The organism is Ralstonia sp. 22086 (assembly GCF_052045975.1).
GTDB lineage: Bacteria > Pseudomonadota > Gammaproteobacteria > Burkholderiales > Burkholderiaceae > Ralstonia > Ralstonia wenshanensis.
Map to the genome: position 1 here is coordinate 297982 of NZ_JBQEPZ010000003.1, position 16062 is coordinate 314043.

The 16062-nt window shown below is 64.0% G+C and carries 14 protein-coding genes; 8 read left to right on the forward strand and 6 right to left on the reverse strand.

Features of this window, described 5'->3' with window-relative positions; all coding sequences use genetic code 11:
- The first annotated feature begins 86 nt into the window (after nt 1-86).
- The 4 genes from pqqB to pqqE are packed head-to-tail and all read left to right on the forward strand — an operon-like array spanning nt 87 to nt 3138.
- A complete protein-coding gene (gene pqqB / locus ACTJK6_RS14535) occupies nt 87-1004 on the forward strand; it encodes a pyrroloquinoline quinone biosynthesis protein PqqB (protein WP_440839441.1) in 918 nt (305 codons plus the stop codon).
- A complete protein-coding gene (gene pqqC, locus ACTJK6_RS14540; RefSeq protein ID WP_232040689.1) occupies nt 1001-1711 on the forward strand; it encodes a pyrroloquinoline-quinone synthase PqqC in 711 nt (236 codons plus the stop codon). The genes pqqB and pqqC overlap by 4 nt, the downstream gene beginning before the upstream one ends.
- On the forward strand, nt 1692-1964 hold the full coding sequence (gene pqqD, locus ACTJK6_RS14545) for a pyrroloquinoline quinone biosynthesis peptide chaperone PqqD (RefSeq protein WP_045206002.1): 273 nt from the start codon (nt 1692-1694) through the stop codon (nt 1962-1964). Before pqqC ends, pqqD begins: the two co-directional genes overlap by 20 nt.
- The gene (gene pqqE, locus ACTJK6_RS14550; protein ID WP_260801944.1) at nt 1936-3138 is read left to right on the forward strand and encodes a pyrroloquinoline quinone biosynthesis protein PqqE; all 1203 of its coding nucleotides are present in this window, start codon (nt 1936-1938) and stop codon (nt 3136-3138) included. The genes pqqD and pqqE overlap by 29 nt, the downstream gene beginning before the upstream one ends.
- A gap of 78 nt (nt 3139-3216) precedes the next feature.
- Here the strand turns inward: pqqE and ACTJK6_RS14555 are convergent, their stop codons facing one another.
- From ACTJK6_RS14555 to exaC, 6 genes are all read right to left on the reverse strand, one after another.
- Nucleotides 3217-3549, reverse strand: a complete 333-nt coding sequence (locus ACTJK6_RS14555; protein WP_260802249.1) for a c-type cytochrome — start codon at nt 3547-3549, stop codon at nt 3217-3219.
- Between the two features lie 71 nt (nt 3550-3620).
- Nucleotides 3621-5375 (reverse strand): PQQ-dependent methanol/ethanol family dehydrogenase, encoded by a 1755-nt coding sequence (locus ACTJK6_RS14560; protein WP_260801945.1) that lies wholly within the window; start codon nt 5373-5375, stop codon nt 3621-3623.
- Between the two features lie 214 nt (nt 5376-5589).
- Nucleotides 5590-6165 (reverse strand): cytochrome b, encoded by a 576-nt coding sequence (locus ACTJK6_RS14565; protein ID WP_440839442.1) that lies wholly within the window; start codon nt 6163-6165, stop codon nt 5590-5592.
- Nucleotides 6152-7225, reverse strand: coding sequence for a beta-propeller fold lactonase family protein (locus ACTJK6_RS14570; protein ID WP_440839443.1), 1074 nt, complete (start codon nt 7223-7225; stop codon nt 6152-6154). The genes ACTJK6_RS14565 and ACTJK6_RS14570 overlap by 14 nt, the downstream gene beginning before the upstream one ends.
- 19 nt (nt 7226-7244) lie before the next feature.
- Nucleotides 7245-9866, reverse strand: coding sequence for a TonB-dependent receptor domain-containing protein (locus ACTJK6_RS14575; protein WP_440839444.1), 2622 nt, complete (start codon nt 9864-9866; stop codon nt 7245-7247).
- Nucleotides 9867-10123: 257 nt separating this feature from the next.
- Nucleotides 10124-11644, reverse strand: a complete 1521-nt coding sequence (gene exaC / locus ACTJK6_RS14580; protein ID WP_024972380.1) for an acetaldehyde dehydrogenase ExaC — start codon at nt 11642-11644, stop codon at nt 10124-10126.
- 286 nt (nt 11645-11930) lie between these two features.
- Between exaC and ACTJK6_RS14585 the strand changes: the two genes are divergently transcribed.
- The 4 genes from ACTJK6_RS14585 (at nt 11931) to ACTJK6_RS14600 (ending at nt 16016) form a co-directional block, all read left to right on the forward strand.
- Complete coding sequence (locus tag ACTJK6_RS14585) at nt 11931-12707, forward strand: quinoprotein dehydrogenase-associated SoxYZ-like carrier (protein ID WP_440839446.1); 777 nt, start codon at nt 11931-11933, stop codon at nt 12705-12707.
- Nucleotides 12704-13654 carry a quinoprotein relay system zinc metallohydrolase 1 gene (locus ACTJK6_RS14590; protein ID WP_440839447.1) on the forward strand — a complete coding sequence of 317 codons (951 nt, stop codon included), beginning with the start codon at nt 12704-12706 and terminating at the stop codon, nt 13652-13654. Before ACTJK6_RS14585 ends, ACTJK6_RS14590 begins: the two co-directional genes overlap by 4 nt.
- Nucleotides 13655-13694: 40 nt before the next feature.
- Nucleotides 13695-14624 carry an MBL fold metallo-hydrolase gene (locus ACTJK6_RS14595; protein WP_440839448.1) on the forward strand — a complete coding sequence of 310 codons (930 nt, stop codon included), beginning with the start codon at nt 13695-13697 and terminating at the stop codon, nt 14622-14624.
- A 261-nt stretch (nt 14625-14885) separates the two neighbouring features.
- Entirely contained in the window at nt 14886-16016 is a 1131-nt protein-coding gene (locus ACTJK6_RS14600) for a porin (protein WP_232040697.1), read from the forward strand.
- Nucleotides 16017-16062: the final 46 nt, after the last annotated feature.

Consider the following 16062-nt stretch of genomic DNA (forward strand, 5'->3'; position numbering starts at 1 on the left):
TTTTTTTCGGCGCGCGGCGCGCATGCCTTAGCGCCATGCCCTGGCCGACTTCTTGCTCAATCCGCCTGACACGTTGGATTTGCATCATGACCATACTCAGGGTTCTCGGCTCGGCCGCCGGCGGCGGTTTCCCACAGTGGAACTGCAACTGTCGCAACTGCGACGGCGTGCGGCGCGGCACCGTGCGTGCCACCCCGCGCACGCAGTCTTCCATCGCACTCGGCGACGGCCAGCACAACTGGATCGTGGTGAATGCCTCGCCGGACATCCTCGCGCAACTGCGCAGTTCACCGGCGCTGCAACCGGCGCGCGCGCCGCGTGATACGGGCATCGTGGGCGTGGTGCTGATGGATGCGCAGATCGACCACGTGACAGGCTTGCTGATGCTGCGCGAGCATCGGCAAGCGCTGCCGGTCTATGCCAGCGCGGCCGTCATCAGCGACCTGTCCACCGCTTTCCCGCTCACACGCATGTTGTCGCACTACTGCGGGCTCGACACGCGCGCGCTGGCGCTGGACGGCACGGCGTTCTCGGTGCCGCCGCTCGACGACGTGGCGTTGACGGCCATCCCGCTGGAGAGCAAGGCGCCGCCCTATTCGCCCAGCCGCAACGCGCGCCGCGTGGGCGACAACATCGGCTTGCGCATCGTCGACAAAAAGAGCGGTCGGCGGACGTTCTACGCCCCCGGCCTTGCCCGCGTCGAACCCCATGTGTTCGACGAACTGGGCGCGGCCGATGTGGTGCTGGTGGACGGCACCTGCTGGCAAGACGACGAAATGCTCGCCCTGGGTTTTTCCACCAAGACGGCAGCCGACATGGGCCACCTCGCGCAATCCGGCCCCGGAGGCATGATCGAAGTCCTCGACCAGCTGCCGGCCACGCGCAAGGTGCTCATCCACATCAACAACACCAACCCGATCCTCGATGAAGACTCGCCGCAGCGACGCGAGTTGGAGGCGCACGGTATCGAGGTGGCTTACGACGGCATGGAAATCTCGCTATGACACATCCTGTTGCCTGGACTGCCGAAGACTTCGAAGCGCGACTGCGCGCGAAGCAGGCGGGCTATCACATCCATCATCCCTTCAACCTGCGCATGCGCGCCGGCGAATGCACGCCCGAGGAAATCCGCACCTGGGTCGCGAACCGCTTCTACTACCAGGTCAACATCCCGCTCAAGGATGCGGCCATCCTGTCCAACTGCCCGGACCGGGCAACACGCCGTGAGTGGATCGTCCGCATTCATGACCACGATGGCGACGACGTGCAGCCGGGCGGCATCGAAAGCTGGGTGCGGCTGGGCGAAGCCGTGGGCCTCACGCGCGACGCGCTGTGGTCTCACCGGCATCTGCTGCCGGGCGTGCGCTTTGCGGTGGATGCGTATGTGAACTTTGCGCGCCGCGCGCCGTGGCAGGAAGCGGTGTGCTCCTCCCTCACGGAGATGTTTGCGCCGGACATCCACAAGGAACGGCTGGCCGGCTGGCCCGATCACTATCCGTGGGTGCAGCCGGAAGGGCTGGCGTACTTCCGCTCACGCATTCCGCTGGCCTCGCGCGACGTCGAGCACGGCCTGCGCGTGACACTCGACTACTTCCGCACGCCCGAGCAGCAACAGCGTGCGCTGGACATCCTGCAGTTCAAGCTCGACATCCTCTGGTCGATGCTCGATGCCATCCAACAGGCCCACGCACATGAGCCCTCCCTTGCCTGATCCAGCCCACCCCATGCTGCACCGGACCTTCCGGCTGCAATGGGAAGACATGCAGCAAAGCTGGGTGCTGCTGTACCCCGAGGGCATGGTCACCCTCAATGACAGCGCCGCCGCGATCCTGCAGCGCTGCGACGGTGCCCATACCCTCGACATGCTGATCGACGACCTGCAGTCCGCCTTTGGCGTGCAGGGCATCGCTCCGGAGGTCCACGCCTTTGTCAAACATGCACTTGAACGCGGCTGGCTCGTTTGAGGCCGATTCGCTGCTGGCGCCGGCCGCTACGCCGATGCCCGGCCCGCCGCTCTGGCTGCTGGCCGAGCTGACCTATCGCTGCCCGCTGCATTGCGCCTTCTGCTCCAACCCGGTCGACTACACGCGGCACGACCAGGAACTCACTACCGAGCAGTGGTGCGATGTATTTACCCAAGCCCGGGCGCTAGGTGCTGTGCAGCTTGGCCTGTCGGGCGGCGAGCCGCTGTTGCGCAAGGATCTCGAAACACTGGTCGCGCATGCGCATGGGCTCGGGTTCTACGTGAACCTCGTGACGTCCGGGGTAGGCCTGACCGATGCGCGGCTTGGGGCGTTGCGCGCAGCGGGGCTCGACCATATCCAGTTGTCGTTCCAGGACTCCACGCGTGAGCTGAACGACTTTCTGTCGAGCACGCGCACCTTCGATCTGAAGCGCCGCGTGGCTGATCTGATCAAGGCCCACGGTTATCCGATGGTGATGAACTGCGTGATGCACCGGCACAACCTGCCGCACGTGGGGGCCATCATCGACATGGCACTGGAGATCGGCGCCGAATACCTCGAACTCGCCAACACGCAGTACTACGGCTGGGCATGGGAGAACCGCCTGGCGCTGATGCCCACCCTGGAGCAGCTGCGCGACGCCGAGGCTGTCGTGAACGACTACCGGGCCCGCATAGGCAGCCGGTGCCAATTGCTTTACGTCGTGCCGGACTACTTCGAGCAGCGCCCGAAAAAGTGCATGAACGGCTGGGGCACGACATTCCTCGGCATCGCGCCGGATGGCGTTGCGCTGCCCTGCCACTCGGCGCGCATGCTGCCGGGGCTGGAGCTGCCCAACGTGCTCAGCCAGCCGCTGCGCGATATCTGGCGAAGCAGCGATGCCTTTCAACGCTTTCGCGGCACGCATTGGATGCCGGAGCCATGCCAGTCATGCGAATCGCGCGAGGAAGATGCCGGCGGCTGCCGCTGTCAGGCGTACCTGTTGACGGGCGATGCGACACGCACGGACCCGGTGTGTGGAAAGTCGGCAGATCACGGCGCACTGCAGAAGGTGGTGCTGCAAGGCCGGATGGCTGCGATGAACGGGTTCGGGCAGATACGGGACACGCGCACCGGTGAAGTGCCGATCGTGTTCCGAACGGATGCCAACTCGCGACGGCTGACACAGCCATAGAGCGCGGTCATCCATAGAAAGCGAAGAGGGCCGGACAATGCCGGCTCTCTGTTCTTTCCTTGCGAACAACGTCGAAGCCTAGGAGCCTGAACTCAACACCCAGGCCACCAGCTGCTTCGCTTCGTCTTCCTTGAGATTGGGATGCGGGGGCATTGGGATACGGCCCCACGTGCCCTTGCCGCCGTCGCGCACTTTCTGCGCCAGCCTGGTCGGCGCATCGGCATCGCCCTTGTATTTTGCGGCCACGTCGGCAAAGGCTGGGCCGACGATCTTGGCGTGCATGCTGTGGCACGAGAAGCAGCCGCTCTTGTCGGCCAGGGCCTGCATGTCGGGGGCGGCGTGGGCAGATGCCGCGCCAATTGCTGCGCACGCTACGGCCAGCAACGAAAACACTCCATTACGCATGATCACGATCTGAAACTCCATGAAGCTGTGCGAGAGGCTGCGCGCCGCACAGGGCGCACAGCGCTCAACTCAGCACGTCAGTTCTTGTGCAACTTGAACACCCAAACCGAACCGCCCTGCTCCAGGAAGTTCACGCGCTTGGCCACTTCACCGCCCCACAGCGGCACTGCACCACCCCAGCCCGACACCACGGCCACGAACTGCTCGCCGTTGTCTTCCCAGGTGACGGGCGGCGCAACGATGCCGCTGCCGGTCTGGAATTCCCACAGCTCCTTGCCGGTCTTGGCATCGGCCGCCTTCAGATAGCCCTCGGGCGTGCCCCAGAACACCAGGCCGCCGGCAGTCGTCATCACACCACCCCACAGCGGGGCGTTGTTCTTGATCTGCCATTCAATCTTGCCGGTCTTCGGGTTGATCGCGCGCAGTGCGCCGATGTAGTCCTCATTGAGAGGCTTGATCGTGAAGCCGGCGCCCAGGTAGGCCGCGCCCTTCTTGTAGCTGACGGGCTCGTTCCAGATCTCCATGCCCCACTCGTTGGCGGGCACGTAAAACAGGCCGGTTTGCGGGCTGTAAGCCATCGGCATCTGGTTCTTTCCGCCCAGGAAGCCGGGCTCGGCAAACACCGCCTTGCCCTTTTTGTCTTCACCCGTGGCTTGCGCCGGGTCGCCCGGCCGGTGGTCCGGTGCGTAGTTCGGGCGGCCGGTCTTGAGGTCGATGCTGGTGGCCCAGTTGACCTTCACGAACGGGAACGCGTTGAGCAGCTTGCCACTCTTCGCGTCGTTCACGTAGAAGAAGCCGTTGCGGTCAGCCTTCCCGCCGACGCGCTTGCCGTCCATGTCGAACGTGACGAACTCGTTCACGCCATCGAAATCCCAGCCGTCGTTCGGGGTGTTCTGGTAGTGCCAGACGATCTTTCCGGTGTCCGGGTTGATGGCCAGCGTTGACGACGAATACAGGTTGTCGCCCTTGCGCAGATGGCTGTTCCACGGGCCCGGGTTGCCGGTGCCGAAGTAGACCAGGTTGGTCTGCGGGTCATACGTGCCGCCCAGCCACGTCGATGCACCACCGGTCTTCCACGTCTCGCCGGGCCAGCTCGCGTTGAGCGTGCCCGTCATGCCGTTCTCGGTCTTGTTGCCGTCCTTGTCGTACTTGTAGCCCATGTGGCCTTCGACCGTCGGACGCGACCAGATCAACTGACCGGTCTTGGCATCGCGCGCTTCCACGCGGCCGACCACGCCAAACTCGCCACCCGACACGCCCGTCAGCACCATGCCTTTCACGATCAGCGGTGCAGCGGTCGTGGAGTAGCCCGCAGCGTAGTCCTCGATCTTGTCTTTCCAGACGATCTTGCCGGTGTCCTGATTGAGCGCGATCAGCTGCGCATCCAGCGTGGAGAAGATGACCAGGTTGTCGTACAGCGCGGCGCCACGGTTGACGACGTCGCAGCAAGGCATGATGCCCTCCGGCAGACGCTGCTCGTACTTCCACAGCTTCTTGCCCGTCTTCAGGTCGATCGCATAGATGCGCGAGTACGACGCCGTGACGAACATCTTGCCGTTGTAGATCAGCGGCTGGGCTTCCTGCCCGCGCTGCTTCTCACCGCCAAACGAGAACGACCATGCCGGCACGAGCTGGCTGACATTCTTCGTGTTGATCTTGGTGAGCGTGGAGAAGCGCTGCCCTTGCGTACCCATGCCCCAGGTCAGCACGTCGTTCGACGATTTCGCGTCGTTCTCGATCATGGCATCGGTAACGGGGGGCGTTGCCGCGTGCACGGCAACACTTGCTGCCGCCATTGCAGCCGCAAGTGCAATCACTCGTAGTGTCCTCATTCTTGTCTCCTCTACCTCTATTTATGGTCCAGGTCCGGCAGTGTGATGTCACACCGGTCGGACTCAGGGCAAATCCCGTGCCATCGAAAAACGCCGTAAAACCGCGGTTTCAGGCAACTTGCAGTGCGGTGTTGCGTGCCATACCGCAACACATCGTGTGTTCTGTTGCGAAATGGAACAACGCCATGCACGCAGCCCCCGCAAAGCCCGTGGCCTACAGCGCGCGCGTGCGCCCGCCCGGCAACATGCGCTGCACGCATCGCTGTGCATCGAGCCATTGGTGCTTGATCACCCCGGCAACGTGGAGCGCGACCAAGCAGAGAAGCAGATCGGCCGTCGTGCTGTGTACCGTGTAGAACATGTGCTGCAGTGCGCTGTCGACCCAACCCCAGCGCGGCAATGGCACGCCCCAGAAGCGCGTTCCGTATTGATTGAACGAAGACCCGAGGTAACCCGACAGCGGCATGACGACCATGCACATGTAGAGCAGACGGTGCGTGATGCGCGCCAGCTCCGCCTCCCAGCAGTGCAGCCCCGGGATCGAAGGTGGCGCAGCACGGCGCAAGCGCACGGCCACGCGCCACGCAATCACCAGCGCCGCCGTCAGGCCGAGTGATTTATGCAGATTCACCCAGGCGGCCTTTCCGGGCGCGCCCTTGGCGAGACCCGTCATGTAGTAGCCCAGCGCGAACAGCCCGCATAGGAGCACGGCGCTGACCCAATGCAAAGCGATCGACAGACCCGCATAGGCCGGCGCCGGGGCGGTGGCGGGTCGATCAGCGGGGCGCATCAAGAGTGCCCACCGAGGTTGGATAAGTCACCACGCCCCAGGGCAGCTTGTAGCCCGGCAGCGCATCGACGACCTCGCGCTTCTGCGGGTCGATCACCTGCACAGTGTTCGAGCGGCCGCAGGCCAGCAACAGCTTCTGGCCGCCCGGCGTGAAGCTGAAGTGCCAGCAACGCTTGCCAACCGGAATGGCAGCCACCGGCGCAAAGGTGCGGGCATCGAACACCTGCAGTTGATCTGCGCGGCTGGCAGCCACCCAGAGGTATCGGCCCTCGCGGTCAAACGCGATGCCGTACGGCCCTTGCCCCGTCGGCACAGTCCTTATCGGCTTGAAAGCGGCATCCAGCAGCAACAGGTTGTTCGAATTTTCCAGCGTCACCACATAGGTCTTTCCATCCGGCGCGATCTTGATGCCGCGCGGCCGATTGCCGAACGGCGCAACATCCACGCTACGGATCTGCTTGAGCGTGGACAACTCATAGACGCCGACCGTGTTGTCACCCTCGTTCGCCACCAGCAGCAACTTGCCCTCTGGTGAAAACTCGATGGCTTCGGTCTCGCGGGCGGCCTTGATGCGGCCCACCACGGCCCACTGGTTGAGGTCGATGATCGCGACTTCAGCGGGGGCTTCGTCTTTCTCACCTTTCTCTTCCTTCCCAGCCTGCACGTTCTTTCCCGGTGGCCCGCCTTCCGACGAAGGCTCGTAGGTGACGAACGCTCGGCGGCCGTCGGGCGAGATGCGCATGAACTCGACATTCCTGCCGACCGCGATGCGTCTGATCTCCTTGCGCGTGGCCGTATCGACCACCGACACATCGGCGCTGCCCTGATTGGCCGTCAGCAGCCAGCGGCCATCGGGTGTGACCGCGAGGCCGCGTGGGTCCTTGCCCACGGCAATCTCGTCAACCTGTTTGAGCGTGCGTGCATTCAGCACGGTCACGCCGCCGCCCTGATTCGTGACATAGGCGACGGGGTCGGGCACCTCGGCGACCGCCTGAAGCGTGGATACCAGGCCCACGCAAAGCAACGTGGCGATCCGGAAGTAATAGGTCAGTGCGTTCATGATGGTCTCGTCTGCAGGGCTAGTCCTTGTCGGCATCGGAGGTCTTGCCTCCAAACGAATACGTCAGCCCAATCCAGATCGCGCGCGGCGGCGCGGGCGTCATAAACTGTTGCGTCGCGAGCGTGTAGATGCTCCGTATGCCAGACAGGCCGTACGTGGAATAACGCTTGTTGAACAGGTTGCTGATGTAGGCGGAGATCTCGAGGTGCCTCGTCGGCTTGTAGTGCAGGTTCAGATTGACGAGACCGTAGCCGGCCACCTCGCCGTTCGGGTCGGCATTGCTTTCGTTGCCGTGCGCGATCTGCTTGCTGACCAGGATCACATTCCCGCCCATCGACAGGTTCGGGCTGAACGCGTACGCCGCGCCGAGCTTGAGCGTCTTCGCGGGGATGCCCGGGATCTTGTTGCCGCTGACCACGTTCTGCCCGCTCGCCGTGGTGAATGCCGACTTGTAGATCGCGTCGACATAACCAAAGTTGGCTGATAACGACCACTTGTCGATCTTCGTGCTGGCACCCAGTTCAAAGCCGCGCCGCTCCGTCTTGCCGACGTTGGCGAAGTAGCCGTACGTGTTTGACGTGGCGATGAACTGGATGTCATTGCTCAGCCGCGAGTCGTAGACAGACGCGCTCCAGTAGGTGGACTTGCCCAGCTTTCCGCGGCCGCCGAACTCGATGGTTTTGGCCACCACTGCTTTCAGGTCAGGATCGCCGTTGAACCCCGTGGGGAGCGAGCATGGGCTGTTCGGATCTGCGCAGGACAACTCGATCGATGTTGGTGCGCGCATCGATTCGCTGTAGCTGCCGAAGATGCCCTGCCCCGAACCCAGGTCGTAGTTGAACCCGAGCGCCGGGTTGAACCGGTGATAGTGATGCGAGCCGGCGAGGCTGTTCGTTTCCGGCCCGGCCACCGCCCCTGCGGGGATACCGTTCGGAGCAGAGGCTGCGCCCGAACCCGAGTTCGAATATCGATAGGCGCTTTCGTAGCCGGGGTTGTAGTACGACACGCCCGAGACTTCGTCCGTCCAGGAGTAACCGCCGTCTCCGTTCAGGTACTTGTTATTGGCGCCGCCCTGGTTGAGCGTGGTGTAGTTGAAGCTGCCGGATGCCGTCACGCTCAGCTTTTCCGTCACGCTCAACGTATCGGTGAAGTACGCGCTGAAGTTGTTGACGTTGGACGACAGGCTGACCGCGCCGATCACGTTGCTGCCCGTGAAGAATGCCGGGTTCGATGCCGACGGAGCCAATCCATTGGCGGTGAATCCGTACGCCTGATTGGGAGTCACCACGGCCTGATAGTTGATCAACCGTGCCAGATACGTGGTCTGGTCATACGTGATGCGCGAATGGTCGAACGCACCACCCAAGGTGAACGTGTTGTTGCGTCCCGCCAGCTGGCTGAAGTTCGACCACTGCAGGGAGGTGCCCAACGTGTCCTCATGCGTGGCGGAATCGACAACGCTGGTGTTGATCGCGTTGGTCCAGCGGCCGTAGCCGAGCGCCAACGCATTCGCACCGGTCACGGCATTCACCGCCGTACCGTTGGGCGCCTTGTTCGCGCACTTGTATGTGGTGATGCCACCTGCGGTGGTCGTTGCCAGCGATCCGTCGTCGTTGAAGCAGCCATCGTCGAGCTGCGCGTTGCTGTTGACGTTGTGAAGGTTCGCCTTGCGGTAGTAGACGCTGCCAGCCAGTTGGTTGGTGTCGTTCAACCAATGGCTACCCTTCAGGTTCAGCAGCGCCATCCGGTTCGAGATGGTGTCGGGCCACGTATAGGCCGCGCTGCGATTCGCCATCATGTCCATCGGCAAAGACTGCGTGCCGCTCAGCGAAGTATCTGCGAGTGCAGCCGACAGCTCCAACTGGGTAGCGCCATCGTTGCCGTGCCACCGCGCCTTTCCGTACAGCTGCTTGACGTTGGAACCCGAGTGGTCCCGAAAGCCGTCTTGCCGGTCGATGTTGCCGGCGACGAAGTAATCGGTGCTGTGGGCCTTGTCGACGACCCCAGTCTCGAAGCTCAGCGCGCGGCGGCCAAACGATCCACCCAGCGCCTCGATCGACGTGCCGGCGTTGTCCTTGCCGTTCTTGGTGTTGACGACCAACGCGCCGCCCAGGGTATTGAGGCCGAACATCGGATTGGAGCCCGGCAGAATGTTGACGCTGGACATCGCGTTCATGGGAATGAGGTCCCAGTTGACGATGGAGCCAAAGGGCTCGTTCATCCGCACGCCATCAAAGTAGACCGACACGCCAATGGGCACACCCAGCAGCGAAGACACCTGAAACCCACGGTAGTTGATGTCGTTCTGGTACGGATTGCCCGCCCCATTGCTGATGCTGATCTGACCGAGGTTGTCGTTCAGCAGGTCGGCCAGGTTCGAACTGCGTTGCTCGCGGGCATCGGTTGCGCTGACGCGCTGGGCATTGGCAGGAAACTGAGACAAGGGCACGCCAATGCTGTCGATCGGGGTCGAGCCGACGACCTGGGCGGTGGGCAACGCCACCGCAATGATCGGGTCCTCGGCAAACGCCGGCGAGCACAGGCCCGCGGCAGCGAGCGCCGCTACCCCGCCGGCCAGACGCGGCGCGGCGTTGCGCAGACGGCTGGCGTCCTTGCCCGAACGGCTGGTATTCGAATGCACGGAGTGTCTCCCTGGTGTTTCACGCTCGCCGGGCCCGAGTGCGTCAATGGCGCATCTTCAGAAACAGACGTGGTGATGGCGATTCCCCTCAGGGAATCAGCGGCAATGGGGCAGACACCTGCGCGCGTTGCGGCAGTGCATGTGTGGGCGCATGGCCATGTCTCCTCTTCTTTTTTCGCCTGCGGGGTCTTTGCCTCGTAGGTCAGCGGCTGGCGCACGGGTGTCGATGACCATGCGCCAACCGTCCTGCTACACCATCAGAAGAAGCCGAGCGGCTTGGTGTCGTAGCTCACCAGCAAGTTCTTGGTCTGCTGATAGTGGTCGAGCATCATCTTGTGGGTCTCGCGGCCCACGCCCGACTTCTTGTAGCCACCGAACGCTGCGTGCGCCGGATACAGGTGGTAGCAGTTCGTCCACACGCGCCCCGCCTTGATGGCACGGCCCACGCGATACGCGCGGTTGATGTCGCGCGTCCACAGACCGGCGCCCAGGCCGAAATCGGTGTCGTTGGCGATCTGCAGGGCCTGCGCTTCATCCTTGAACGTCGTCACGGCAATCACCGGGCCGAAGATCTCTTCCTGGAACACGCGCATGCTGTTGTCGCCCTTGAGCAGCGTCGGCTTGATGTAGTAGCCCTTCGACAGATTGCCGGGCAGCACTTCCACGTCGCCGCCGACCAGGCATTCGGCGCCTTCTTCCTGCGCGATCTCCAGGTAGCTACGGATCTTGTAGAACTGCTGCTCCGAAGCCTGCGCGCCAACCATCGTGTCGGTGTCGAGCGGGTCACCGCGCTTGATGGCGGCCACCTTGGTCATCACCGCATCCATGAAGCGGCTGTAGATGGATTCCTGCACCAGCGCGCGCGACGGGCACGTGCACACCTCGCCCTGGTTGAAGAAGCCCAGCACCAGGCCTTCGGCAGCCTTTTCGATGAAGCTCGGCTCGGCCTGCATGATGTCTTCGAAATAGATGTTGGGCGACTTGCCGCCCAACTCCACCGTCGACGGGATGATGTTCTCAGCCGCGCACTTCATGATGTGCGAGCCCACCGGAGTCGAGCCCGTGAAGGCGATTTTCGCGATGCGTTTGCTGGTAGCCAGGGCCTCGCCGGCTTCCTTGCCGTAGCCGTGCACGACGTTGAGCACGCCCGCCGGCAGCAGGTCGCCAATCAGTTCCATCAGCACGCAGATGCCCAGCGGCGTCTGCTCGGCCGGCTTGAGCACGACGCAGTTGCCGGCGGCCAGGGCGGGCGCCAACTTCCATGCGGCCATCAGCAGCGGAAAATTCCACGGGATGATCTGGCCGACCACACCCAGCGGCTCGTGGATGTGATACGCCACGGTGTGCTCGTTGATCTCGGCTGCGGAGCCTTCCTGCGCGCGGATGCAGCCGGCGAAATAGCGGAAGTGGTCCACGGCCAGCGGGATGTCGGCGTTCAGCGTTTCACGCACGGGCTTGCCGTTGTCCCACGTTTCGGTCACGGCCAGCAGTTCGAGGTTCTGTTCGATGCGGTCGGCGATCTTCAGCAGGATCAGCGAGCGGTCCTGCACCGAGGTGCGCCCCCAGGCGTCAGCGGCAGCATGCGCGGCGTCGAGCGCGCGGTCGATGTCTTCAGCGGTCGAGCGCGGGAACTCGCCGATCACCTCGCCCGTCACCGGGGTGGTGTTGGTGAAGTACTGGCCCTTGACCGGCGACACGAATTCGCCACCGATGAAGTTGCCATAGCGCGGCTTGAACGAAACGATGGCGCCGGGCGTGCCGGGATGAGCGTAACGCATGGGTTGTCTCCTGATGTTTGAGTGATGACCGCAGCGTCGTTGTCTGCGCTGTGTCCGCTCGTCATCTGCAAAACCCGGGCCATCCCCTGCGGTGGATGCTGCATCCACGCCCAATCGCCGGTTCACGCCGATCGGCTCGCCTGACTGTTCCAGAATGGAACAACGGGTGTTGCAAAGCTCAACGCCCCATCACCTGAACAGCCGCGGGACGCGCATGCGGACCCACGGCGGGCATGGCATGACTTTCGCAACACGGGCCGTTCATCTGAACCTTGCAAGGCACACGATGAGAACGGCCTCACTCCATGCTGCCGCTGCCGCGCTGGCCGTTGCGTGCCTGCACTGGCCGGCCCGCGCCGAGACGAACATTGACCCGGCAGGCTCGCCGCTCTGGCCGACGATTCAGCAGGAGGTGTTTGGCGCGGCGCCAACAACGTTCGACAGCCGCATCAGGATCACCGGGCCCGCATTTGCGGAAGACCCGATGCAGGTGCCGATTGCGTTTGACGCGTCGGCGCTTGGCAAGGTGGAGCGCATCGTCGTCGTGGTCGACCGCAACCCCATCCGCAAGGTGCTGGAATTCGCGCCGATGCGCGTGCGCCCGGCCCTGTCGTTCCGGTTCAAGCTGCAGGAGGCCTCTGCGGTGCGCGTGGCGGCGCGTACGCAGGATGGTGTGTGGCATGTCGGCACCTTGCAGGTGGACGCCACCGGCGGCGGCTGCACGCTGCCCGGCGCCACCCGCCAGAACTCCACGTGGAGCACCACGCTGAACCAAGTGGAGTCGCGCGTGTTTCCGGGCTTCAACGGCGCAGGCAGCCGCATCCGCCTGCGCGTGATGCATCCGATGGACACGGGCTTGGTGGCGGGCATCCCGTCCTTCCATATCGAGCAGCTCAACCTGCTCGATGCCCGGCGTCAGCCCATGCTTGAACTGGCGCTGTACGAACCCGTGGCCGAGAACCCGATCTTCTCGTTCGATCTGGATGGCCCCGTTGAACACGGCATCAGCGTGGCCGGCGTCGACAACAACGGCAACCGCATCCGCGCACAGGTGACACGATGAGCCGACGCCACCAACGGTTGGGGCTCCTGCTGCTGTGCCTGGCAATGTGGACTGCCGTCGCGCGGGCAGAGCGCCCCGATTACCACCTCGTACCGCAGGCGGTTGCCCCAGACGTCTGGGTGCTCGAAGGCGCCAACGCGGATTTCTCTGCGCGCAACGGCTGCAACATCATCAATACCGCCTTTATTGATACCGGCGACGGCGTACTCGTCATCAACACAGGGCCGTCACTGCTGTACGGCGAACAGCAGCGCCAGGCCATCCGCACGGTCACCTCGGCGCCGGTGCGCTGGGTGTTCAACCTCAACCTGCATCCCGACTACTTCTTCGGCAACCAGGCCTATGCGGATATCGGCCCCCAGGCGCTGCCCGGCACCATTGCCGGTGCGCAACGCGAAGGCGCGGCCTATGCCGACAATCTCTACCGCATCTGCGGCGCGTGGATGCAGAACACGGTATCCACACCGCCCGGCGTGCCATTGACGCCCGGCACACGCACCATGGGGAGCCACCGCATCGACCTGGTTCGGCTGAACGGGCATACCGATGACGATCTCGTCCTGGTGGACCGGACCAGCGGCGTCGTCTTCGCCGGCGGCCTTGCCTTTCGAGACCGGATTCCCACGACGCCGCACGCCAACATTGCGCATTGGCTGGCCAGCCTGGACGCGTTGCAGAAGATCGTTGCCGACAGCGGAGCGCACGTATTGATCCCCAGCCACGGGCCCGCGCTCGGCAAGGCCGATGCCATCGCGCAGACACGCCAGTACCTGCAGTGGCTCGAGGCACGCATGCGCCGCGCGGCCGCAGAAGGACGCGACCTGGCAGAGGTGATTGCCATGCCGGTAGACGCGCCCTACGCGCAATGGGGCGGAATGCCCGCGGAGTACGTGCGCAACGTGACCCGCTTCTACCCACGCTACGAGAACGCCGCGCTGGCGCCCTGACATGGCGCCAGACCCCGCGCGGCGACGCTGGATGCGCATCATGCTCGCGACCCTGATCAATCCGGCGCCGACGGCGTCTGCGACACCCGCTCGCGTTACGCTGTTGCGCCTGCAGGATGGCCTGTATGCTGCGCGCGCCGTCAACGCAGAAGCCTCGCGCGCGAATGCCGGAGAAGTCGTACCCACGCTGGTACACACGACCGGCAACGGCGTTCTCGTGGTGGACCCGGGCCCGCACGCGCGATGGGGACACCATCTGATCGCGGCCATCCGGCACATCACGGCCGAACCCATCCGCTGGGTGGTCAACACGCACGCGCACCCGGAGCACGTGCTCGCCAACGCGGCGTTCGCACAACTGCAGCCACGCCCTGCGTTCCTGGCATCGGCCGCCACCGCCGACCTGATGCGCCGGCGATGCGAAACCTGTTTGGCCCGGCTGACCGCCCTGCTGGGTGCGCGCGTCATGCACGCAACGCAGATCGTCTATCCCGAGCCCGCATTGCGCGATGGCGACTGGCTGCACACCGGCAAGACAGCGTGGCAAGTCCACGTCTGTACGGCTGCGCACAGCGCTTCCGACACGGTGCTGTACGCGCCGCAGCGCGGCGTGCTGTGCACCGGTGGCCTGGCGTATCGGCAGCGCATTCCAGACCTGCAGGACGGCTCGCTGATCGGCTGGCGTCAAGCATTGCAGGCGCTCGTTCAATTGCCCGCCACCATCGTCGTCGGCACCGCCATCGGCACGCCTGCGCAGATGCTGCGCCCGACGCTCGCCTATCTCGACATGCTCGACAGCGCGATCACGCGCGCCATTGAAGCCGGCGGCGACGCAGCTCGCGCGCTCGCGTACGTCCCGGGCGACGCCTATCGCGACTGGCGCAACTTCGACCCCCGCCATGCGCTGAACGTCGGACGTGCATGGCGCGAGCTCGAAGATCGCTGGATGCAAAGCGCGCCCAAGGTCTGACACACCTGCTCCACTGCGCAACAGAGAGCGGACATGTGTTGCATCAACTGTCCCGCCACGCCACATCACACACACAGCCGCGGGCATCCGCAAACGTTAAGCAACGGACTGCAACTCCGTGCAATGCGCGGCGAACGTCGTGGTACGCATATTGCAAAGTCCCGCCGACGTTGAGCGCGCGCCCCGCGTGTTTGGCGCCAACACCGCATGCGTCCGAGCCAATTCCATAGACGCATCACACAACGACAATACGGAGACAACATGCAGAACACACGCCTTCGACCCTGCGTACTGACCGCCCTTGCTGCCGCCCTCGGCTGCGCAGCGAGCGGCGCCATCGCACAATCGTCGGTCACGATCTACGGCACAGTCGATGCCGGACTCCAGTATCAAAACCGCAGCGCAGCCGGCGGCAGCATCACGGAAATGCATTCGGGCGGCATCAGCCCAAGCATCTGGGGCCTCAAGGGATCGGAAGACCTGGGCAGCGGCATGAAGGCCAACTTCAACCTCGAAGGGCATTTCAGCAGCGACACGGGCACGCTCACCACCGGCCCGGGCTTCAGCTCGGAGCTGTTCCGCCGGCAAGCGAACGTTGGACTCAGCGGCAACTGGGGCGCGATCACGCTGGGGCGCCAGTACAGCCCCGCGCTCATCGGCACGATCGGCACCGAAGCGCGCGGCTTCAAAGAGCAGTTCTCGAATCTGTACGGCTGGGCATACAACCAACTGCCCGCACCGGGCAACGCGATGGGCGCTGGCACCAACCCCGGCAACGACGTCGGCGTGTTCATTGGCAATGCACTGCAGTACTCCAACAACTTCGGCCCGGTGTGGCTGGGCGTTGCCTATTCATTTGGCGAGACCGCCGGTAGCTTCAAGCGCGGCAATGAGCTGTCGCTGGGTGCAACGTATACGGGCCCGGTCACAGTCGGCCTCGGCTATCAGTCAACCGCGGACAGCGGCACAGGCGAGACCCTCAGCCGCTTGTGGAGCGCAGGTGTGGCCGTGCCGTTCAATGCCTTCACGGGCCGGGTGAACTACATCGGCGTGACCAACAATGCGCCGACCGGGCAACGCGTATCGGACGTCAAATCGATCGGCGTCGGGCTCGACTACAAGTGGAGCCCCGCCAATACCGCCACGCTGGCCGGCTACTACAGCAAGTACGAAAGCAGCGCCCACGACAGCTCGACCAAGTCGGTCGTGCTGAGCAACGATTACGCATTCTCCAAACGCACCACGCTGTATGCGCAGCTCGTGTACGTGAATGCGGGCGCGGTGGGCGCGGCCGACCCGCTGGAGAGCCTCAAGACGTCGATCGTTGCAGGCGGCACGGCGCCGGGCGCCAAGACGGTGCTGGCAGGTGTGGGGCTGAAGCATTCATTCTGAGCTGGTCCTGAGCAGGAAAAACCCTTGGCCAAAACCAAGGGTTTTT